This window comes from Acidimicrobiia bacterium (genome assembly GCA_041394025.1).
In the GTDB taxonomy this organism is placed as follows: Bacteria; Actinomycetota; Acidimicrobiia; order IMCC26256; family JAOSJL01; genus JAOSJL01.
This window is the reverse complement of the sequence record JAWKJA010000004.1, coordinates 538,791-560,028: the sequence shown is the minus strand read 5'-3', so window position 1 is coordinate 560,028 and position 21,238 is coordinate 538,791. Positions and strand designations below refer to the sequence as shown.

At 69.4% G+C, this 21,238-nt stretch carries 21 protein-coding genes, 1 tRNA gene and 1 pseudogene; 3 read left to right on the top strand and 20 right to left on the bottom strand.

From position 1 onward, the window contains the following. Nucleotides 1-163: 163 nt before the first annotated feature. Nucleotides 164-237, bottom strand: a tRNA-Met gene (locus R3A49_14315). A gap of 155 nt (nt 238-392) precedes the next feature. Here R3A49_14315 and R3A49_14310 point away from each other — a divergent pair. Next, entirely contained in the window at nt 393-1,487 is a 1,095-nt protein-coding gene (locus R3A49_14310) for a hypothetical protein (protein ID MEZ5171895.1), read from the top strand. Nucleotides 1,488-1,511: 24 nt separating this feature from the next. On the opposite strand, the gene R3A49_14305 is transcribed toward R3A49_14310, so the two are convergent. The 11 genes from R3A49_14305 to R3A49_14255 all read right to left on the bottom strand — a co-directional run bounded on the left by R3A49_14305 (nt 1,512) and on the right by R3A49_14255 (nt 11,548). Further along, the gene (locus R3A49_14305) at nt 1,512-1,916 is read right to left on the bottom strand and encodes a type II toxin-antitoxin system VapC family toxin (protein ID MEZ5171894.1); all 405 of its coding nucleotides are present in this window, start codon (nt 1,914-1,916) and stop codon (nt 1,512-1,514) included. Continuing rightward, nucleotides 1,913-2,143 (bottom strand): hypothetical protein, encoded by a 231-nt coding sequence (locus tag R3A49_14300; GenBank protein MEZ5171893.1) that lies wholly within the window; start codon nt 2,141-2,143, stop codon nt 1,913-1,915. Before R3A49_14300 ends, R3A49_14305 begins: the two co-directional genes overlap by 4 nt. A 77-nt stretch (nt 2,144-2,220) precedes the next feature. Further along, complete coding sequence (locus R3A49_14295) at nt 2,221-3,417, bottom strand: endo-1,4-beta-xylanase (protein ID MEZ5171892.1); 1,197 nt, start codon at nt 3,415-3,417, stop codon at nt 2,221-2,223. A 28-nt stretch (nt 3,418-3,445) separates the two neighbouring features. Next, nucleotides 3,446-3,769: a hypothetical protein gene (locus R3A49_14290; GenBank protein ID MEZ5171891.1), complete on the bottom strand. Its 324-nt coding sequence runs from the start codon at nt 3,767-3,769 to the stop codon at nt 3,446-3,448. Nucleotides 3,770-3,827: 58 nt separating this feature from the next. Next, nucleotides 3,828-4,694 carry a fumarylacetoacetate hydrolase family protein gene (locus R3A49_14285; protein MEZ5171890.1) on the bottom strand — a complete coding sequence of 289 codons (867 nt, stop codon included), beginning with the start codon at nt 4,692-4,694 and terminating at the stop codon, nt 3,828-3,830. 63 nt (nt 4,695-4,757) lie between these two features. Next, on the bottom strand, nt 4,758-7,370 hold the full coding sequence (locus R3A49_14280) for a glycoside hydrolase family 31 protein (GenBank protein ID MEZ5171889.1): 2,613 nt from the start codon (nt 7,368-7,370) through the stop codon (nt 4,758-4,760). 70 nt (nt 7,371-7,440) lie between these two features. Then, a complete protein-coding gene (locus tag R3A49_14275; protein ID MEZ5171888.1) occupies nt 7,441-7,833 on the bottom strand; it encodes a type II toxin-antitoxin system VapC family toxin in 393 nt (130 codons plus the stop codon). Next, nucleotides 7,826-8,053 carry a type II toxin-antitoxin system CcdA family antitoxin gene (locus R3A49_14270; protein ID MEZ5171887.1) on the bottom strand — a complete coding sequence of 76 codons (228 nt, stop codon included), beginning with the start codon at nt 8,051-8,053 and terminating at the stop codon, nt 7,826-7,828. Before R3A49_14270 ends, R3A49_14275 begins: the two co-directional genes overlap by 8 nt. Before the next feature lie 63 nt (nt 8,054-8,116). Next, a complete protein-coding gene (gene purU / locus R3A49_14265) occupies nt 8,117-8,992 on the bottom strand; it encodes a formyltetrahydrofolate deformylase (protein MEZ5171886.1) in 876 nt (291 codons plus the stop codon). Then, nucleotides 8,989-10,011: a hypothetical protein gene (locus tag R3A49_14260; protein ID MEZ5171885.1), complete on the bottom strand. Its 1,023-nt coding sequence runs from the start codon at nt 10,009-10,011 to the stop codon at nt 8,989-8,991. Before R3A49_14260 ends, purU begins: the two co-directional genes overlap by 4 nt. Nucleotides 10,012-10,018: 7 nt before the next feature. After that, nucleotides 10,019-11,548, bottom strand: coding sequence for a site-specific DNA-methyltransferase (locus tag R3A49_14255; GenBank protein MEZ5171884.1), 1,530 nt, complete (start codon nt 11,546-11,548; stop codon nt 10,019-10,021). Nucleotides 11,549-11,641: 93 nt separating this feature from the next. Between R3A49_14255 and R3A49_14250 the strand changes: the two genes are divergently transcribed. Then, on the top strand, nt 11,642-12,403 hold the full coding sequence (locus R3A49_14250; GenBank protein MEZ5171883.1) for a class I SAM-dependent methyltransferase: 762 nt from the start codon (nt 11,642-11,644) through the stop codon (nt 12,401-12,403). Here the strand turns inward: R3A49_14250 and R3A49_14245 are convergent. Genes R3A49_14245 through R3A49_14235 form a run of 3 tightly spaced genes read right to left on the bottom strand, consistent with a single transcriptional unit; the run spans nt 12,376 to nt 15,183 of the window. Beyond that, nucleotides 12,376-12,906 carry a DUF488 domain-containing protein gene (locus R3A49_14245; protein ID MEZ5171882.1) on the bottom strand — a complete coding sequence of 177 codons (531 nt, stop codon included), beginning with the start codon at nt 12,904-12,906 and terminating at the stop codon, nt 12,376-12,378. The two genes, R3A49_14250 and R3A49_14245, sit on opposite strands and share 28 nt — an antisense overlap. Continuing rightward, nucleotides 12,903-13,223, bottom strand: a complete 321-nt coding sequence (locus R3A49_14240) for a hypothetical protein (protein ID MEZ5171881.1) — start codon at nt 13,221-13,223, stop codon at nt 12,903-12,905. Before R3A49_14240 ends, R3A49_14245 begins: the two co-directional genes overlap by 4 nt. 10 nt (nt 13,224-13,233) lie before the next feature. Further along, on the bottom strand, nt 13,234-15,183 hold the full coding sequence (locus tag R3A49_14235; protein ID MEZ5171880.1) for an AAA family ATPase: 1,950 nt from the start codon (nt 15,181-15,183) through the stop codon (nt 13,234-13,236). 201 nt (nt 15,184-15,384) lie between these two features. On the opposite strand from R3A49_14235, the gene R3A49_14230 reads away from it, so the two are divergent. Next, nucleotides 15,385-15,861, top strand: coding sequence for a DUF4395 domain-containing protein (locus tag R3A49_14230; protein ID MEZ5171879.1), 477 nt, complete (start codon nt 15,385-15,387; stop codon nt 15,859-15,861). Nucleotides 15,862-15,911: 50 nt separating this feature from the next. On the opposite strand, the gene R3A49_14225 is transcribed toward R3A49_14230, so the two are convergent. The 5 genes and pseudogenes from R3A49_14225 to R3A49_14205 form a co-directional block, all read right to left on the bottom strand. Beyond that, nucleotides 15,912-16,448 carry a dTDP-4-dehydrorhamnose 3,5-epimerase family protein gene (locus R3A49_14225; GenBank protein ID MEZ5171878.1) on the bottom strand — a complete coding sequence of 179 codons (537 nt, stop codon included), beginning with the start codon at nt 16,446-16,448 and terminating at the stop codon, nt 15,912-15,914. Nucleotides 16,449-16,468: 20 nt separating this feature from the next. Further along, nucleotides 16,469-16,945: a MauE/DoxX family redox-associated membrane protein gene (locus R3A49_14220; protein ID MEZ5171877.1), complete on the bottom strand. Its 477-nt coding sequence runs from the start codon at nt 16,943-16,945 to the stop codon at nt 16,469-16,471. Beyond that, nucleotides 16,946-17,452 carry a flavin reductase family protein gene (locus tag R3A49_14215; GenBank protein MEZ5171876.1) on the bottom strand — a complete coding sequence of 169 codons (507 nt, stop codon included), beginning with the start codon at nt 17,450-17,452 and terminating at the stop codon, nt 16,946-16,948. After that, on the bottom strand, nt 17,449-18,324 hold the full coding sequence (locus tag R3A49_14210; GenBank protein MEZ5171875.1) for an MBL fold metallo-hydrolase: 876 nt from the start codon (nt 18,322-18,324) through the stop codon (nt 17,449-17,451). Before R3A49_14210 ends, R3A49_14215 begins: the two co-directional genes overlap by 4 nt. A 48-nt stretch (nt 18,325-18,372) precedes the next feature. Next, nucleotides 18,373-21,206: pseudogene (locus R3A49_14205) on the bottom strand (aconitate hydratase). Nucleotides 21,207-21,238: the final 32 nt, after the last annotated feature.

Genomic DNA, 21,238 nt, shown 5'->3' with positions numbered 1-21,238 from the left:
CCCCAATGTGTGCCAATTCGTGCTGAGCGACTGCTTCGCCCCGTCGGCTGCTACGGAGCGACCCACAGCCCGCCCCGGCCGTGCCGCGGGCCGCCTCGAGGCACGCCGGTCCCGGACGCAGCGAGGCCCCGCTCATGGCGGGGCCTCTGCTGTTGTTTCTGAGTGGCGGGGGCAGGATTTGAACCTGCGACCTTCGGGTTATGAGCCCGATGAGCTACCGAACTGCTCCACCCCGCAGGAAGAACCTACCACCGGCCTTTCGATCGTCGCCCACCGTGCAGAGTCCCCGGGGACGATCCGCAGGACATGGCGGCGCTCCACCGACCGCGCCCTCCCTGTCGTTCCACGACCAGGTCACCGCGGCAGCGAGCCCCGGTAGGATCCGCACGACCATGAGAGCTCCCAGGGTGCTGGTCGTCGTCACGGTCCTCGGAGTCCTCGCGGCCGCCTGCGACGGCGGAGGCAACGGGACCTCCGACGCGAGCGATGACGGCGGGTCTGTCCAGACGGCGTGTTCACCCGCCCGCGACGTGACACCGGGCAGCGAGACGAGAACGGTCGACCACGACGGCCTCGACCGCACCTACGTGCTGTCGGTTCCCGAGTCGTACGACGGCGAGGTGGCGACGCCAGTCATCGTGAACATGCACGGCCTCTCGTCGACCGCCGAGCAGCAGAACCTCCTGAGCGACATGCCGGACGCAGCCGGTGAGCGCGGCTACATCGTCGTTGCTCCTCAGGGAGAACCGGCCACGATCCCGTTCCCCTCCGGTGCCTTCACGACCAACTTCTGGAACGTGGCGGATGTCGTCGACTCGAGCGGTGTCGATGCCCAACTGGAGGGTGCTGTCGACGACATCGGATTCCTCGGTTCGGTCATGGACGACCTCGAACAGGAACTGTGCATCGACACGGACCGCGAGTACGCCACGGGCCTGTCGAACGGTGCGGCGATGGCGGTGGCACTGGCCTGTGTCGACTCCGAGCGGTGGGCAGCGATCGCCCCGGTCGCCGGTGCCAACTTCGTGACCGAGTGCGACCCGTCGACTCCGGTGTCGATGGTCAACATCCACGGCACCGCCGACATGCTCGCTCCCTACGAGGGTGGCGGAACCCTCGGCTTCGACCTCGGGCTGCCGGGCGTCGTGGACGAGACCGCCGGGTTCGCCGAACGCGGTGGCTGTGCCGCCGAGCCGACGGTGGAGCAGATCGGAGAGGATGTCGAGTTCCGGCAGTGGCCGGACTGCCGAAGCGGGATCGGCGTCGATCTGTACACGGTTCTCGAGGGTGGCCACACGTGGCCGGGTGCGGACGTGCTCGACGACGTGTCCGCCGGTGACGACGGATCCGTGTCCGACACCGTCGACCAGGACGTCCCGGCCGAGTTCGACCTTCCCCTCGATGAGATCATCGGCCACACGACCGACACGATCGCGGCAACCGACGTGATCCTCGACTTCTTCGACGCCCACACGCGCACGACCTGAAACGACCTCGGCGAGGACCTTTCGTCAGGTCGACACCGACTCGAGCAACTCGATTGCGCACCCGCTGCCGGGAGCCGAAGCGAGGCGTCGGTCGGCAGTCAGGAGAGTCGTAGCCAGGAGTTCGGCTGCGGCCACGTACGCGGCGTCATACACGGTCAGCTTCTCCCGTAGCTCCCAGCAGCGTGGGAGAAGCGGCCGGTGAGGGATGCGCTCGAGGCGAAGATCATGAAGGTCTCCCATTGCGAGGTCGGCGCGCCGCAGCTCGAGGTCCCCGGAACTCGTCAGGCGGCGCCACACGGACAGCACTTCCAGGTCGATGAGGTGCGGAGCGGCGAGGCTCTCCCCGCGCAGCCGATGCCGGGCGTGGTCCCCATCGGTCGTGTCGTCCGCCAACGCCGTGACGACGACGCTCGCATCGACGACGATCACCGGGCGTCGCGGTCCGATCGCACCGCGGCCACAGCCGTGTCGAGGCCGGCACGCCCACCGGCGCGCCCGCCGGCCCGGTCGAGAACCTCGTCGAGGGTCGGGGTACGGGCGTCTTCCACGAGACGCTCGAGCAGGTACTCCTGCAGGGACTGGCCGGCGGCCGCGGCGCGCCTGCGGTGAACGGCGTGGATGTCGTCGGGCACGCCCTTGACCTGGATACTGGGCATGCCACCACTGTAGCGCCAAAGTGGCGGGGAACCAAGTGATATGGCGCCACTCCATCCCTGCGCGATGCCGGCTCGGGTCAGCCTCCGCCCGTGTCGGGCCGGCCGGCGAGGAGGGCGTCACGGACGGCGAAGGACGCGGGCTTCGGTTTCCCGTCCGCGTCGAACAGCAGTGCGTCGGCGTCCTCGTACCCGATGAACCCGGCCGTGAGCGGGTGGTTCCAGAGGGGTCGCTCGTCGGCGACACCCCAGATGAGGATGTCGGTACAGCGCGAGACCGCCAGGCAGGCCTCGACGACCGCCCGGTAGTTGTCGGCCTGGTACTCGAAGCGGTCGGGCGTGCCCGGTTCCACGGGGTTGTCGAGTTCGGAGACCCACACGTCGACACCCAGGTCGGCCACCTCCTGCATCGTGGCGCGAAGCAGATCGATGTCGGGCTCGCGGTCGAGGAGCTCGGTGAACATCAGGTGCCCCTGGAATCCGACCGAGTCGATGGGCACGTCCTCGGCCACGAGATCGCCGACGAGATCCACCAGCGCCTCGGCCTTCAGCGGGAAGTACTCGACGTAGTTCTCGTTCAGGACGAGATCGACGTGGTCGGGAGCTTCCGCGTCGACGATCTCGAAGAGCTCCGCGATGTAGTCGGGACCGAGCACCTCGAAGAAGTGGTTCGGGTACAGGTCCGGTGACTGCCCGAGCGTCCAGAGCGGTTCGTTGATGACGTTGATCTTGTCGATCTCGGGATACCGCGCGAACAGCTCACGCGCTCGTATCCGGAGCACCTCCCGGAGCTCGTCAGGATCCGTCACCTCCTGCACCCAGCCGGAGTCGGGCAGGTCGTCGAGAAATTCCTGGTCCCACGCGAAGTGGTACGCCGCCTGGTCCAGATCGTTCTCCTCGGCGAAGCGGTACTGCTCCTCCGCCGCCTCCCAGTCCGGCTGATCCCGCTCGGGCCAGGTGTCGCGCCAGGACACGGCGTGGTTCGACGTCAGGTTCCCCTCGTCGAGGGCGATCCGGCGGACGGAGTCGGCCGAGTCGGCCGGGATGTGGAACCCGACGCCGATGCCGGCGATCTCGCCCGCCTGCCAGAGACGGCACTCACCGTCGGCACAGGCCTCCTCCGGCGTCTCGTCCGGGGTCGTCCCGGAGGCGTCATCCGTCTCGCCGTCGACCGAGCTGTCACACGCCGCAACGATCGCCAGTAGGAGCACGACAACCACGACGATGGAGCGACCGGCACAGCGACGCAGCCGATGGTATGCCGGCAGCTCGAACATGACAGCCGACCGTGACAACCCGAGTGGTTCAGTACGTGCCGAGGAGCTCGAACTCGGCGAACATCGCATCGGCGTTCGGAAGGTCGGCGAGCGTTCCGTACGTGGAGCACTCCTCGTGGCGTGCCCACATGGCGAGGACGTCGGGGTGCTCGTGCGCCTGCTGGATCGCGGCGGGGCTCTCCCACTCGAAGCTCTCGACGATGGTGCCGTCGGGAGCCCTCAGCGCCCGGGCCGGAGCGTCGGTCGCGAATCCGAGGCTCCGCAGGAGGGGAACGTGGCGCGCCGTCTCGGCCTCCAGATCGGCCTGCCTGCCGCTCCTGGGTCGGTACACCGCCAGCACGTGCACTCCCATCGCCGACCGGTCTACCCCACATCGTGAAGCGATGCCACACAACGAGGAGTCGTCCCGATCAGTCGACGACGCAGTGGTTGGTGAGCGAGCCGATGCCCTCGATGGTGACCGTGACGTCGTCGCCGTTGCGCAACAGCCGGGGGGTGTCACGCGAGAACCCGACACCCGCCGGCGTGCCGGTGGCGATGATGTCGCCGGGCTCGAGCGTGAGATTGCGTGCCACGTAGCCGACGAGCTCCCGGCAGCCGAAGACCATCTCGGCCGTCGAGCTGTCCTGGAGACGCTCGCCGCTCACGTCGCAGGTGATCGCCAGGCGCTGGGGGTCGGGGATCTCGTCGGCGGTGACGATCCACGGCCCGAGCGGGCAGAACGAGTCGAACGACTTGCCACGGGTCCACTGGCCGTCGCCGAACTGTGCATCGCGCGCCGACACGTCATTGGCACACGTGTAGCCGAAGACGGCGTCGAGCGGATCGGAGACGCCGTCGTCGGCGCCGCCACGGTCGATCCTGTCGCCCGACACGCGGTTGCCGATCACGATGGCGAGCTCCGCCTCGTAGTCGACGCTCGACGACTGGTGCCTCGACCAGTGGATCGGGTCGCCCGGGCCCCGGATCGTGTTGGGAGTCTTGGCGAAGAGCAGCGGCTTGTCGGGGACCTCCCCGCCGGTCTCGGCGGCGTGGTCGGCGTAGTTGAGTCCGACCGCGACGAGCTTGGAGGGCCGGATGACGGGGGCGAGCAGCGTGACGTCGCGCTCACCCACCGTCGCGTCGCCTCCGGCGCCGAGGTCGTCGCCGGCTGCAAGCGCCTCGCGCAACGCGTCGGCGCCCGGATGATCCGACTCCCGGCGGAGCAGCACCCAGCCGTCACCCTCGCCGCGGGCCAGGTGCACGGCGTCGCCGTGGCGCACCCGGGCGATCCTCACGTGCGGTGCTCCATCGCCGCCGAGCCTACCGGTGCCCCGCTGCCACGACCCCGTGACCGCCGGCTACACGAACACACGCATCGTGTAGGTGCGCTCGAGCGGTGCGCCGTCGATCGACAGGGTCGCCTCACCGCCGTCGGACCCCGTGATCGTGAGGTCGGCGCTGCCGAGCTCGCCCGTCTCGATGACGTGCGCAGCGTCGTCGTCGGTGCCACGGATGCTGTCACCGTCGATCGACACCGTGAGGTCGCCGGCGATGTCGTGGTCCCCGGAGAGCTCGAAGCGGGTCCCGTCGGCCAGCTCGAAGGTGCCGTCAGCACCGAGGAAGACGTCGACGACGAGGCGATCCTCCACGTCGGTCTGGTCGACGACGTCGGGGTCCTCGGTGGGAACGAGCGTCTCGACACCGTCGGGGAGCCGGGGCACGATCGCACCCGCCGGTGAGAAGACGGGGATCTCTCCCGGTGCCGCCTCGGCAATGACGGTCGTGGGGCCCTCGAACCTCTCCCCGGTGGTGATGTCGTACCAGTCGCCCTCGGGGAGGTAGACCGGCCGGCTCGTCGCCCCCGCGTCGACGATCGGGGCCACGAGGAGGTTGTCGCCGAGCAGGTACTCGAACATCTCGTCGGTCGGGCGACCCGCCTCGGCGAAGGTGTCCCACTCCGCTCCCTCGGGGATGCCGCGCTGCACGTTCGGGTCGTCGGGATAGCGCAACAGCAGGTGGCGCATGATCGGCAGGCCCCGCTCCACCGACTCCTCCGCGTACGCCTTCTGGTACGGGTAGAGGGCGATGTGGGTGGAGGCGAGCTCCTTCCACGCCTGGAGCGTCTCGGGATCCTCGATCGGCTCCACCGGGTTGTCGGGGTCGGGGGCGCCCTCGAAACTCCAGTTCTCGCCGTAGGCGCTGCCGTGGTGCGTGCGCATCATGGGCGTGTAGGCACCGAGGGCGGCCCACCGCAGGAACAGCTCCTTGGTGGTGGGGACGTTCGACACACCCTCGATCTCGAAGGCCGAGTACCCGGCGATGTCGGACCCGAAGAACGACACGCCCGACAGGCCGAGGTTCGTGCCCATCGTGACGACACTGCCGAGGCCGTCGAGGCGGTCGAAGGTCGTGTTCTGGTCGCCACCCCAGAAGGCGGGTGCGTGCTGCTGTGAGCCCGTGTAGCCCGAGCGCACGTAGAAGAGGTAGTCGCCGTCGGGACGTGCGTCGTCCCAGAACTCACGATTCGCCTCCTGCCAGAGGAGTGGGTACTCGTTGTGCACCTCGGCGCCGGTGCGGCCGTCGTCGAAGACGGCGTCGAAGGGGACCCATTCACCGAAGTCGGTCATGGAGCCGTCGACGCCCAGCTCCTCGGCGTCGGCGAGCCACCCCTTGTACCACTCCACGGCCTCGTCGTCGGTCAGGTCGAGGCCCGCCCCGCCGGGATTCACGAACGGGGGTGTGAGCATCAGGTACGGCTCACCCTCGGGGTCGTGGAAGAAGTAGTCGCCGGCGAGAGCCTCGTTCCACTTCTCCTGGTTGTGGGGCTGGAGCACGATCGGGTTCCCGTCGGAATCGACGCTCGGGCCCCCCGGCGTCGTGTCCTCGTGCGGGATGAACGGGCTGAAGTAGCCGAGGAACCGGAAGCCCTCCTCGTGCAGCTCACCGGTCATCGCCGCCAGGTCGGGGTACTCGGTCTCGCTCACGTCCCAGTCGTGGCTCAGGCGGAACCCGGTGACCTGCGAGCCGATGCCGATCCAGTCCTCGGTCCACATGACCGACGACGGAATGTCGTTGTCGCGGATCTTCTGCGCCACGCGCAACACGTTCTCCTGTCCGCGCACGGCGTCGTTCATCGGCGCGAAGAACCAGTCGGCGGGCACCGTCGCGGGTCGGCCCGCGATCGACGTGTAGCGCTCGACGAGATCGACCGGCTCGGGCCCGGTGAACACGAAGAACGACAGCTCGTCGTCCCAGACCTCGACCCGCCAGGAGTCGGGATGCTCCTCGGTGCACATCTCGAAGGTGGAGTAGTTCGTGGTGTCGAGCGAGATGCCGTAGCCCTCCGAGGAGAAGAAGTACGGGATCGGGATGTAGGAGTCGTAGGGCTCTCCCATCACCGACGGGGCGGGCAGGGGCGTCTCGGGCGTGATCTTGCCGAGGCCCTGCTCGACGACCCAGATGGGAACGGTCTCGCCGCGGTGCTGGGTGGCCCACGTCTGCGAGCCGAACCCGTAGAAGCGCTCGTCGTCGGCGCACGCGAACGACAGGGAGAGCTGCGTGGCCTCGTCGGGCGCCTCGACCGTGACGCGGGCGACGCCGTCGCCGACGTCCTCCACCGTGGTCGGCGCGGTGTCGCCGGAGGCGGCCTTCGAGTCGGCGGGGGCCGGGGTGACGGGCGTCCACGGGATCTCGCTGTCGTCGGGGGTCGAGAGCAGCTCGTGGCCGAGATAGGCGTCGCCTTGCTTCGAGACGACCTCGTAGGGGGCGTCGCGCCACGACACGGGCGCCTCCCGACCGTTTCCGTCTGCCGGGTCCACGAGCGTGTCGCCGTCGGACGTCACGACCAGCCCGGCCGGCGTCACCTCCACCTCGACCGGTGGCGCGTCGGACACCTCGGAATCGCCGGAGCTGCCGTCGTCGCCGTCACCGGTGCATCCAGCGGCCACGAGCGTCGCGACCACGAAGGCCATCCCCGCTGTCCGTACCCCTACGCGCATCCCACCCCCCTCGACCGAACGGACGGTACCGGACGTCGTCACGTCACGGTTGGGGAAACTCGGCTCCGTCGTAGGCACGGGCGAGTGCCGCATCGGTGGTGACGAGGACAGCCGAGAGCCGCTCTGCGAGCGCAACATAGAGCGCATCCACGAGGCGAAGGCTCTCTCGGCGTCGCCAGACGTCCGTGAGCAGGAGTGGCAGCGAATGGCGCTCGATGGGCGCCGCTGCGAGGTAGTCCAGGTTCTCGGAGACGTCTGGCGCCGAGATCTCCCCGGCGCGGTGCAGACGACCGAAAGCCGAGAGAACCTCGGAGTCGAAGTGCGCCGGGGAGTGGAGCTCGAGGGAGCTGAGCCGATCGTGCACGGCCGCCGCGCGCTCGTTGTCGATCAGCACATCGACCATGGCCGACGCGTCGACGACGGCGGAATCAGTCAAGACCCTCCAACTCGTCCTTGGCGGCTCTGATCGCCTCATCGACCGCGGCGGCGGTCACGCCCGTCGGTGGGCGCGACCGGACCTCGTCGAGCCAGGCGTTGGTACGCGCACCGGCGAGGGCGGCACGCACCGCCTCCTGGGTGAGCTTCGACACGTTGAGGTCGGCCGTGCGCGCCTCGGCGGCGAGGTCGTCGGGCAGGTAGACGTTCACGCGTGCCATACACACAGTATACACACACCACCGGAGGCCCTTCCCGCGCAAAGGATCCGGCCGTGAACGGTTCTAGTCGAAGACGACGGTGCGGCGGCCGTGCACGAGGACGCGGTGGTCGAGGTGGAGGCTCACCGCCTTCGCGAGCACGGTCTTCTCGATGTCACGTCCTTTGCGCACCAGGTCGGAAACGGCGTCGCGGTGGCTCACCGGGATGACGCCCTGGGCGATGATCGGCCCTTCGTCGAGGTCTTCGGTCGCGTAGTGCGCCGTGGCCCCGATGACCTTCACGCCGCGTTCGTGCGCCTGGTGGTAGGGCCGGCCACCGGCGAAGGCCGGCAGGAAGGAGTGGTGGATGTTGATGATGCGGTCCTGCCACTCGCTGACGAACTCGCCGCTCAGGATCTGCATGTAGCGGGCGAGCACGACGAGGTCGACATCCTGTTGCGCGAGCAGCGCCCGGACCTGCGCCTCCTGGTCGGCCTTCGTGGCCGGCTCGACCGGCAGGTGGTGGTACGCCACACCGAAGTAGGCCGCGAGCTCCGCGTGGTCGGGATGGTTGGAGACCACGAGCGGGATGTCGGCGTTCAACTCGCCCGTCCCCCACCGTGCCAGGAGGTCGTGCAGACAGTGCGGTTCGCGTGACGCCAGGATCGCAACCCGCGGGGCCGGGTCGGAGAAGTCGACCTCGGCCTGCATGCCGAAGCGTTTCGCGATGCCGGAGAACGCAGGAGCGATCTCGTCACGGGCCAGGGCGAAGCCATCGAGCTCGAACTCCACCCGCTGGAAGAACACGTTCTCCTCGAAGTCGGTGTGCTGCTCGGCGTGGACGATGTTGCCGCCGTTGTCGGCGATGAACTCAGCGACCGACGCCACGAGGCCGGGCTGGTCGGCACACGACAGGCGCAGCACCGCGGTCTCGGAGCGGGTGTCGGGTCGCGGCGTCACAGGGGCTCCCCACCGGGGAGTGTGAAGTAGCCCGGAACCCGGTGGTGCAGCGTGTCGAGATAGACCTTGGCCTCGGGGGGCTTCGCGAAGCGGCCGTGCGACCACCGCACCTCGACGTGGCCGTCGACGGGGACATCGCTGTCGGTCTCGTTGTCGCGTATCGACGCCTGCCACCGGACCGTGGGCTGGCCCGCTTCGTCGCCCCACACCTCGAAGCTGCGGAGGTCGTAGCGCTGCTTCCAGTCCCACGGCGTTGCGATGCGCAGCCGCAGCGTGCGCCCCGCCGACGCGCCGAGCACGAAGTAGGGCGCGTTGGCGATCCGCAGCAGCCTCCACAGCATCTGCTCGCGATCGCGCTTGCGTGCCAGTTGCTCCCGCCACCGTGCGGCCGATACGCGAGCCACCTCGGCGGCGAACTTGCGCGCCACGAGCGCCGTGGAGGACGACCAGTCGCCCCGGAGGTGCTCCCGCAACGTTGCCCGGTGCTCGCGCGACAGATCGGCCACGAAGGGGGGAAGCCCGAGGTCGCCGGGGAGCTCACGGCGCACCGTGTCGTAGAGCTCCTGGTAGGCGTCGGCGGCCGCTGTGAGGTACCAGTCGGGCGACGTCGCCTCGGGAGCCCGCCGCAGCGCGTGGTCGAAGAGCGACACGGGCGAGGCGTTCACGAGGATCTTCGAGAGGTACTTGCAGCTCACGAGGTAGACGTGGTCGATGCGCAGGTCGGCGGGCACGGGATCCTCCCCCGGGACACGCTGGTTGCCCTTCCACTCGACGATGCGCGGGTGACGCCCCGCCAGGGCGTCGGGACTGGTGAGCAGCGCCCGGCCGTTGGCCCATGCCGCCTGGAACTCGGCGGCGTACTCCCCCGCCGCGCGGAGCCCGGTGAGCCGGGACCACACGTCGCTGCCGACGTTGACCAGTTGGGCCGGCTGCGATGTGAGCGCCTCGTCGAGCGTGGCGGAGCCGAGGGTGGCCAGACCGGTGACGACCTCGGTGATCTCGGTGCGCTCGGCCGGCACGAGTTCCCTACGACACGCCGGTGGGGCGCGACGGATCGAGGAGCTCCCCGACCGGGCGACCGTCGCTCGCACCCGTGGCGTACTCGGCGAGGCGGCCACGTCCGGCCGGAGAGAGCAGCTCCACGGCATCGACGATGAGCTCGCCGCGCGCCTTGCGCAACGCGGCTCCTCCCGCGCTGGCGGGCACGGGCAGGTCGGTCGTGAGCAGGATCAGGGGAGCGGTGCCACCGTCGGCGAGGCCCATCACGGCGGCACGGCCGAGGGCGTTCCAGAGCACGTCGGAGCGGCGGAGCCCGCCGTGGCCGGTGGTGAACCCGCCGGACAGGTCGAAGTGCCACGTGCGTCCCGCGGCGTCGCGTGCCTTGAGATCGGCGGTCGTGCCGGGTGCCTGGCGGCGGGTGACGACGACGTCGTCGAAGCCGGCGACCCGGAGGAGTTCCTCGGCCACCTCCTTGGCGGCGCGCCCCTCGCGCACCATCCGGGCGATGGGATCCTCGTGTGCATCGAGGGGCGTGGGGACCGCCGGGAGCTCCACTCTCTCCCGATCGAGCTCCGGTGCCTCATGGGCCCGCGACGCGACCTCGTTGCGCACGCGCTCACGCGCCGCCGCGACGTACTCGCCGTCGGTGTCGTAGCCGACGTAGTGGCGGTCGGTGCGCACGGCGGCCACCGCGGTGGAGCCCGAGCCCATGAACGGGTCGAGGACGAGATCGCCGCGGTATGTGTAGAGCTCGATGCAGCGCTGCGGCAGCTCCACCGGGAACGGCGCCGGGTGACCGACCCGCGTGGCGCTCTCGGCGGGGATCTCCCACACGTCGGTGGTGGCCTCCATGAACTCGTCCTTCCAGATCGAGTCCTCCGAGGGGAGATCGGCAGCGGAGCGCTCCCGCCGGTTCTTCGCCCGGTCGAAGCGGCCCTTGCTCGCCACGATCACCCGCTCCGTGAGGTCGCGCAGCACCGGGTTGGCGGCACTCTGGAACGACCCCCAGGCGCAGCTCCCGGCCGCACCCCTGGCCTTCATCCACACGATCTCACCGCGCAGGAGCAGGTGGAGCCGGTTCTGGAGGATGTCGATCACGTCGGCGGCGAGCGAGCGGTACGGGCGCCGCCCGAGGTTGGCGACGTTCACGGCGATGCGCCCACCCGGCTCCAGCTTGTCGACGCACTCGGCGAACACGGCCGTGAGCATGTCGAGGTACTCGAGGTAGCTGGCGGGGACGTGGCCCTCGCCCATCGCCTCCTCGTACTCCTTGCCGGCGAAATAGGGCGGTGACGTGACCACGAGCGCCACCGACGACGGCGCCACGGCATCCATCGACCGTGAGTCGCCGACGATGATCGTGTCGACCTCGCGTGGCGTCACGACGGTGTCGTCGTCGGAGATGTCGGGCTCGGAGAACCGCTCGTAGAAGGCCGAGGCGTCGTGTGCCTCCCGCCGACTCGCGCCGAACGAGGACGTCGAGGTGGGGCGGCGGACACGGGCGCCATCGGCGCCCCTTGCCTCCACGGATTCGAGTTGTCCGTCCGGTGCTGCCATGCCCGCCCCGCGTCGCGTGGTCCGATGTTCGCACACGGCCCCGGAGGGCCGTGCCATGGACACCCTCGCGGCCGGGTGTGACACTCTCCCGCTGTGGCCGACACTCCCCGTGGCAGCGAGTCACCCGAGTACTACGACCAGATCTACGGTGAGAAGGACTACGCCGGCGAGGCAGCCCGGATCGTTGATCTCATCGAGGCACGGGTGCCCTCCGCCACCACACTGCTCGACGTGGCGTGCGGCACCGGGCGCCACCTGGAGCACCTCTCGACGCGCTTCACCTGCGAGGGCGTCGACGTCAGCCCCGACCTCCTCGAGCGGGCACGGCACCGATGCCCGGACGTCCCGTTCACCGTCGGGGACATGGCGACCTTCGACCTGCAGCGAACCTTCGACGTCGTCACGTGTCTGTTCTCCGCCATCGGCTACACACGAACGCCCGACGGTCTCCGGGCGGCGGTGTCGGCGATGGCCCGACACGTCGCGCCCGGTGGTCTGCTCGTCGTCGAGCCGTTCGTGCAGCCCGACGAGTGGAACGACGGGCGGGTGTCGGCAGAGACACCGGTCAACGACGGTGACCGGGCACTCGTCCGCCTCGTCACGAGTGGGCGCGACGGCGACATCGCGATCCTCGACATGCACTACCTGTCCGCTCGGGGCACCGACGTGTCGTACTCACATGAGCGTCTCCACATCGGGCTGTTCACGTGGGACCAGATCGTCGAGGCCTTCGAGGAAGCCGGGCTCGATGACGTGACGCTCGACACCGAGGGCCTCATCGGCCGCGGGCTGGTGGTGGGTTCGCGACCGCAGCACCGAACGCCGGCTCACAACCCGAGTGTTCCCCCGTCGTAGACGACGTTCCCCTCCTCGACGCGTGCCTCCGCCAGGGGCGGGTGCTCGGTCACCGTTCCGGTGTGCATGATGTGGAGGACATCGACGCCGTGCACCAGCACGAGGTGGTCCGCCAGCAGGCGCCGGTGGCACCGCCACCACACCGACTCGCTGCACATGACCACCACCGTGTCCTGCGCGGCGACGATCAGCAGATCGTCGACCCCGGCCCGGAAGGCGTCCGTCTCCATGTAGTCGGCGTAGGCGCGAAACGCCGGATGGCGCAGCGCAGGGTGGCGCGACGGCGTGGTGCCCTTGCGCCGCCCACCGAGGCGCTCGTCCCACGTGTAGGCGATACCGGCCTCGGGGAGCCACCGCTGCATCTCGGTCCGTCGGTACTGCGGGTTGTGACGGCTCCCCGGATAGGACCGGATGTCCACCGCGTGGTCGACGTCCCGGTCGCGGAGCAGACCGGTGAACTCGTCGGCCGGCAGCGTCCCGTGGCCGATCGTGTGGACCCTCATCCGTCAGGGTAGATCTCGGCCACCATCTCGACGAGCGCCGCGGCGTCGGTCGGGTCATCGGGATCGCCCACGAAGGCCACCGCCACCGGTGCGCAGCGACCGGTGGCACCGCCCGCCGTCGTGTCGGAGGAGTCCGAGGCCGTGGCGTGGATCTCCGCAACGGTGGCCGCCGCGGCGTCGGCGTCGATGTCGACCGCCACGACGGCCGCACCCTCGCGGGCGAGTGCCACCGCGCCGGCGCGCCCCTGAGGTGTGCCCGTTCCGGTGACGACCACCACGCGACCGGACAGGCGGCCGGTGTTCCGGTTGTGGGACATGCGCCCGAGACTAGAGGTCGCCGCCCACGTCGAGCCCGAGTTCGTGGGCCGCGTCCGCCTCCTCGAGGACGTCGATGATCTCGTCACCGATCAGCTCGTCACGCACGAGCAGCTCGTCACGCAGCGCGGCCACGAGGTGCCGGTTGCGGTCGAGCGTGGCGCGCACGGTCTCCTTGGCCTGGTCGAGGAGGCGCTCGACGGCGCTGCGGGCCTGCTTGTCGGCCAGCACCTTCGACACGAGGCCCTGGGAGATCGGCCCACCCTCGACCGCCTCGAACGACACGAGCGACCCCGACATCCCGAGCGCTCCGACCATCACGGCCGCGATTCGAGTCGCCGTGGACAGGTCGCCGCCGGGCCCGGTGCCCGACTCGCCGAGGAAGATCTCCTCGGCGGTCATTCCCCCGAGCGCGATCTGGATCTGCGAGGTGAGCTCGCTGCGGGTCTTGGTGAAGCGCTCCTCCAGGTCGGAATGTGCCAGGAGGCCCAGCGCGTCGCGCCGTTTGATGATCGAGAGCACCTCGAGCTTGCGGTCGACGCCGACGAGGTGGGCCATCACCGCGTGTCCGGCCTCGTGGGTGGCGATGGACCGCTTCTCCTCGTCGGTGTACTCCACGGGCTGCTTGAGGCCGATCTCCTCGGTGAACTTGGCCTGCTGGATGTCACCCCAGTCCATGGCGTCGCGGTCGTCGCGCAGCGACCACACGAGTGCCTCGTCGAGGAGGTGCTCGATCATCACCGGCGAGTACCCGAAGGTCATCGCCGCGAGCTGGTCGCGGCGTTCCTCCTTGTCGAGCTCGGGAACGTGCGCCTTCCTGTCGAGGTAGTAGTCGACGATCTCGCGCCGCCCCGACCGGCCGGGGAGATCGAAGTGGATGGATCGGTCGAAGCGGCCCGGACGCAGCAGCGCCGGGTCGAGATCGGACGCCCGGTTGGTGGCACCGATGACGAGGATGTTGGAGCTCGTGGGTGGGCGCCGGCGGATCTGGCGGGACTCCGGCAGCCACCGGTTCACGGCGTTCACGAACGCACCGCGGAACCGCTGCCCGCGTGTGGGCTCGTCGAACGACTGGAGCTGCACGAGCAGCTCGTTCACGACACCGCTGATTCCCTCGCGCTGGGCCGATGCCTCGACGCTCTGTCCGCGGACCACGCTCGTGTCGGAGCCCTCGAGCGCGCTCCGAATCGACGCGTCGACGCCGTCGGGGAGAGGTGCGGCCCGCATACCACTGCGCGCACCGGCGATGGCGTCGATCTCCTCCAGGAAGCCGATCGCACCGCCCTCCTTGCGAGCCGCCTTGCGCAGCTCCTTGAAGAAGGAACGGATCTTGCGGTTGGTCTGGCCGTAGTACATCGACTGGAACGAGCTGGCGGACGCGAACATGAACGGCACGCCGGCCTCGGCCGCCATGGCCTTGGCCATGTAGGTCTTGCCCGTTCCGGGAGGGCCCTCGAAAAGGATGGCGCGTCGCGGTGTCCCACCCATCCGGTCGCGGAACGTCTTGTAGGCGAGGAACAGGTTGAGTGTCTTGACGACCTCCTCCTTCACGATGCCGAGGCCGCGCACGTCGTCGAAGCGCACGTCGATCTCCGACGGGCGGTACGTGATCGCCGGGGAGCGCCCGGCGAAGAGCATGGGGACGGCGAGGACACCGACGAGGATCGTGCCGAGCACGATGACGGGCAGGTACTCGGGAAGCCACTCGGGCGCGCTCGGGAGGCCGAGTTCCACGGGACGCCCGAAGGCCCAGCGCAGGTAGACGAACGCGGTGACGGCGCCGAGCGCGACGAGCACGGCCACCAGGCGGTTCCGCCGGTGTCGCTCGCGATCGCTCGAGACGTCGGCGCGCCCGCGGAGCACTTCTGTCTCGCGCAGCGCCGCCGTCTCGTCGACGTCGTGTGCCGACGTGTCGACGGACGTGTCGGCGGACGTGTCGTTGGTCGGATCCAGGGCACTCATGGTGATCCTTCCGATGGCTGGTGACCACAGAGAGTAGTCGATGTGACCGGGCTCGTTCGACCCTTTTGCCGGGTTTCCTGGATGGTCTCCCGGGACGACGGTCGGCGGTGCCCGACGGACGGGTCCGGGAACCCCCGGGCAGGGGACGATCAGGGCACGAAGATCGAGAAGACCGGCCGTGCCCCCTTTACGATGGGGACGGTGACGGCACCGCACGACCTCCAGCCCCGCGGCCCCCGGTGGCGCCGTGGACCACTCGACGCTCCCCGTCCGATCGATGCCCGCGGCCCACGATTCACCCAGAGCGTGCTGGCCGTCGTGCTGCTCGCCGGGTTCGTCTTCCACGGCGACATCGTGATCCCGGTCCTCGCCGTCGTGCTCTTCCCCGCCGCCGCGTTCGGCCCCTCGTTCGACCCACTCCAGGCCCTGTTCCGTTTCGTCATCGCGCCACGGCTCGGCCCGACAACCGAGATGCAGGACCCCCGACCCCAACGTTTCACCGCGGCGCTCGGCGTGGCGTTCCTCGCGGTTGCCACCGTCGCGCTCGCCGTCGGGCTCGTGGCCGTCGCCTGGGTGTTCGCGCTCGTTGTCGCGACGACGGCCGCACTCTCGGCCACGACGGGAATCTGCGTCGCGTGCGAGATCTACCTCCGACTCCGGGACCGTCGGGTGGAGTGAAGCGCGCGATCGTCGACGCTGTCGCTCCCCTCGGGGACGGACTCGACGATCTACGCCGGCCGGAGATCGTCGGGGATGTCGGCGCGCATCGGGTTGGCCTGATCCCGCTCGGACAGCACGGGTGAGTCGTTCGGCCAGTCGACCTCGATCGCCGGGTCGTTCCACGCCACCCCGAGCTCGTCGTCGGGGTCGTAGTAGCCGTCGACGAGATAGGTGATCGTGAGATCCGTCATGGCGTAGAAGCCGTGTGCCACGCCCTTCGGGATGTAGACGCCGCGGTGGTCGTGCTCGCCGATCTCGAGCGAGAGGGTCCTGCCGTCGGTGGGCGACGACTCACGCAGGTCGTGGAGCACCACGAGCGCCCGGCCGAACGGCACGTACCAGTAGTCGGCCTGTCGGCGGTGGTAGTGGAGCCCGACGAGCGATCCCTCGGTTCGGTCAGCGCGGTTCGCCTGGATCATCGGCTCCGCACCCGGGATCCACTCGTGACGCCACGACTCGAGGAAGAACCCGCGGTCGTCGGAGAAGATCTTCGGCTCGACGATGAAGACGCCGTCGATGACATCGGATGCTGTGACGGTGGCCATGGTCATGAAGCCTGACCTCCTCAGCCGAGCGCTCGCAACACGAGAAAAGTGACCGCTCCGAGAACCGCGGTGAGCGCGGCGACGGCGAGGCCCGTGGCGCCAGCGACCGAGCCGGTTCCGACGATGCCCAGCGCGACGAGCCAGGCGTTGCGCACGATCGTCCGGGCCGAGATCGGCTCGGCGGACGCCCCGCCGAAGCACGCGCATTCAACCTCGACACCGCGGGAGAGCGAGGAGGCGACGATGATGGAGAAGAGCACGAGCAGCCCGAGCGCCACGCACACCGGGATGAGCGACGACGTCCACGCGACGAGCCCGACCGCCACGACCAGTTCGACCACGGGCAACGCGACCGTCACGGACGGGACGGCCTCGCCCGGAATTCCCAGCGCGTGGAGGCGCGCGGGCATGGCCTCGCGGTCACGCAACTTGGTGACCGCCGCGGCGACGAGGACGCCCGCCAGCACGAGCCGGGCGGCCCATGCGAGTGCGGCCATTCAGGTCGCGAGTCGGGGGTACACGCCGCGGTGGAAGAGGAGCGGGGGAAGCTCCTCCTGGAACTGCCCGAGCTCGACAACGCGCCCGACGACGATGGTGTGGTCGCCGGCGTCGTGCTCCGCATCGATGCGGCAATCGACGAACGCCACGGAGTCACTGAGGATCGGTGATCCCGTCGCCGCCGTGTGGAACGCCACGTCCCGGAACCGCTCCCCGGAAGGCGCCGTCGCGAAATTACGGCAGACCTCGGCCTGGTGCTCCCCGAGGATGTTGACGGCGTAGGAGCCCGTCGTGTGGATCTTCGGCCACGTGGAAGACGACTTGGCCGCGCAGAAGAGCACGAGCGGGGGGTCGAGCGAGACCGACGAGAACGCGTTGGCGGCCATGCCCACGGGCTCGTCGTCGACCATCGCCGTGACGATGGTGACACCGGTGGCGAAGTGCCCGAGGATCCTGCGGAACTCGTCGGGGTCGACGACGGGATGGTCCTGAACGGTGTCGGTCACGACGTGGCTTCCTCGGTGAGATCGATGCTGTATCCCTCCGAGGCTGCCAGAACGCGGTCGACTCGGCGAGTCGAAGCCAGCTCACGTGTGTAGTCGAGGAGCCGGTCGACCGTCGGATCATCGTGGTAAGGGTCGTGGTGGAACATCGTGAGGCACGTCGCTCCCGCCTCGGAGGCGACGTGGACCGCGTAGTCGACCGTCGAGTGTCCCCAGTCGCGCCGTTTGGCGAACTCGGCCGCCGTGTACTGCGCATCGTGGATCAGCACGTCGGCGCCGTCGGAGAGCTCCAACACGGCGTCGGGGATGAAGTCGTCGGGGAGGTCGGGCGTGCACCCCGGCCCGTGGTCGGGGATGTAGGCGACCGTGCAGCCCCCCTGCTCGACCCGGAAACCCAGCGTGGGCCCGTTGTGGCGAACCCAGCGCGACCGCACCTTGGCGCCACCGACCGCGAAGTCGTCGTCGCCGATGTCGTGGAAGTCGACGGTGGAGCGCAACTGCTCCGTCGTGATCGGGAAGAACGGAGGCCCCATGAAGCGTGCGAACACGTCGACGAGCCTGCCCTCGCTCTGGCGCGGCCCGTAGATGTCGAGCCCCCTCCCCGAGTGCAGCGGCGTGAAGAAGGGCAGGCCCTGCACGTGGTCCCAGTGGAGGTGCGTGAGGAGCACGTTGGCGTGGTAGTCGGAACACTCCTCGATCTCCTCACCGAACGACTTGACGCCGGTGCCCAGGTCGAGAACGAGCGGTGGCTCACCGGGTGACGACAGCTCCACGCACGACGTGTGGCCGCCGAATCGCTCGAAGCGCGCTCCCTCACACGGCGTCGACCCCCGCACGCCGTGGAACCGAATCGACAGTCCCCCCTCGGACTCCATCGCCCGTGAGGTTACCGGCGGATCACCTCCGGGGAAACGGGGGGCGGATCAACCGACCTGTGCTCCCGTCGTAGCGAGGTCGCGCAACACGTAGTGCAGGATCCCACCGTGGCGGAAGTAGTCGGCCTCCATCGGGGTGTCGATGCGGACTGTGACCGTGAACTCGACAGACGTTCCGTCGTCGTCCTCGGCGCGCACCGCCAGCTCGTCGGGGAGGTCGTCCTCCTCGCCGACGTCGCCGAGGCCCGCGATCGTGTAGCGCTCGGCGCCGGTGAGGCCGAGCTCGTCGGCACACTCACCGTCGCGGAACTGGAGCGGCAACACACCCATGTCGAGCAGGTTCGACCGGTGGATCCGCTCGAAGCTCTTGGCAATGACGGCCCGGACGCCGAGGAGCATCGTCCCCTTGGCGGCCCAGTCCCGTGACGACCCCGAGCCGTAGTCGGACCCGGCGAGAACGACGAGGGGAACGCCGTCGGCGCTGTAGCGCGTCGAGGCCTTGTGGATGGTCATCTCCTCGCCGTCGGGCTGATACCGGGTCCAGCCGCCCTCGGTACCCGGCGCCAGCTGGTTGCGGAGACGGACGTTGGCGAACGTCCCGCGGATCATGACCTCGTGGTTGCCGCGGCGCGACCCGTAGGAGTTGAAGTCCTGCGGGTCCACGCCGTGGTCGACGAGCCACCGGCCGGCGGGGCTGTCGGGCGCGATCGACCCGGCCGGCGAGATGTGGTCGGTGGTGATCGAGTCGCCGAGCCTGGCGAGGCAGCGGGCGTCGAGGATGTCGGTGAGCGGCTCGGGCGTGGGGCCCATGTCGTCGAAGAACGGTGGCCGGTGCACGTAGGTGGACGTGTCGTCCCATTCGTAGCGGTCCCCGCTCGAGATCTCCAGGCTGTTCCACGTGTCGTCACCGTCGTAGACGGAGTCGTAGACGTCGGTGAACATGTCGGAGCGAAGGGCGTCCCGGATGACCTGCTGGACGTCGTCGGGGCTCGGCCAGATGTCGCGTAGGTGAACGCCGCTCCCCGACGGGTCGGTGCCGAGCGCGCCACGCGGAGGTCGATGTCCATCGTGCCCGCGAGCGCGTAGGCGACCACGAGTGGCGGCGACGCGAGGTAGTTCATGCGCACGTCGGGGTTGATCCTGCCCTCGAAGTTGCGGTTGCCCGACAGCACCGCCGCCAGGGCCCGCGGCTGGGCAACAGCGGAGATCGCAGGGTCGAGAGGCCCGGAGTTCCCGATGCAGGTCGTGCAGCCGAAGCCCACCAGGTGGAAGCCGAGCTTCTCGAGGAAGGGCATGAGGCCGGAGCGCTCGTAGTAGTCGATCACGACCCGTGAGCCGGGCGCGAGCGAGGTCTTCACCCAGCTCGCGACACCGAGCCCGCGTTCGACGGCGTTGCGGGCAAGCAGCGCCGCGGCCACCATGACGGCCGGGTTCGACGTGTTCGTGCAGCTCGTGATGGCGGCGATCACCACGTGCCCGTTGTCGATCGTGCACACGGTTCCGTCGGCGAGCGTGACCTGGACCGGGTTCGAGACCCGCTCCCCGCCGGCGGATGGTTCCTCGTGGGCGCCTGTGGCATCCGTTTCCCAGGGATCGAGCTGGGCGGGGTCGCTCGCCGGGAACGAATCGTCGGAGGCGGCATCGACCAGTCCGGACGGCCCGTCGTGGGGCGCTGTGCCGTTCGCCTCGGGTAGCACGGTGGGCAACGCCGCGCGGTAGGCGTCGCGTGCGTGGCTCAGGGCCACCCGGTCGTGTGGGCGGGTCGGCCCCGCGATGCTCGGCTCGACGGTGCCCAGGTCGAGCTCCAGGTGCTCGGAGAACACGGGCTCGACGTCGGGATCGTGCCAGAGGCCCTGGGTCTTCGCGTAGGCCTCGACGAGGTTGACGCGCTCCTCGCTGCGCCCGGTGAAGCGGAGGTAGCGCAGCGTCTCGTCGTCGATGGGGAAGATCGTGACCGTCGATCCGTACTCGGGTGACATGTTGCCGATCGTGGCGCGGTTCTCGAGGGGGACCGCCGCCACCCCCGGCCCGTAGAACTCGACGAACTTCCCGACGACACCGTGCGCGCGGAGCCTCTCGGCGATGGTGAGCACGAGGTCGGTCGCCGTGACACCCTCGGCGAGCTCACCGTGGAGCTTCACGCCGACGACGGGTGGCACCAGCATCGTGATCGGTTGACCCAGGATCGCCGCCTCCGCCTCGATGCCACCCACGCCCCACCCCACCACACCGAGGCCGTTGACCATCGGCGTGTGGGAGTCGGTTCCCACGAGGGTGTCGGGGTAGACGAGACCGTCGTCGGTCGAAAAGACCACACGCGCCAGGTACTCGAGGTTGACCTGGTGGCAGATGCCGGTGTCGGGCGGCACGACGCGCAGCTTCTCGAACGCCTGCTGGCCCCACCGGAGGAGCTGGTAGCGCTCACGGTTGCGCCGGAACTCCATCGCGGCGTTGATGTCGAACGCGTCGCGGGTCCCGAAGCTGTCGACGATGACCGAGTGGTCGATCACGAGCTCGACGGGGACCGTCGGTTCGATGGCGGCCGGGTCACCGCCCAGGGCCTCGACGCCGTCGCGCATCGCCGCCAGGTCCACAACGGCGGGTACACCGGTGAAGTCCTGCATCAGCACCCGCGCCGGCGAGAAGGCGATCTCCTGTGCCGACGTCGAGGTGTGGTCCCCCCTCGCCACGGCCCGGATGTCGTCGGCGGTGACCGACACGCCGTCCTCGTGGCGCACCATGTTCTCGACGAGCACCTTCAGCGAGAAGGGCAGCCGATCGATGTCGGGACTGTCGAGGGCGGAGAGGGCGAAGTAGGTGTAGGTGCAGTCGCCCACGGTGAGTTCGGTGCGGGCGGCGAACGAACCGGCGTCGTTGGCCATCGGTCCTCCCTCGGCGTCACGTGCGTTTCCTC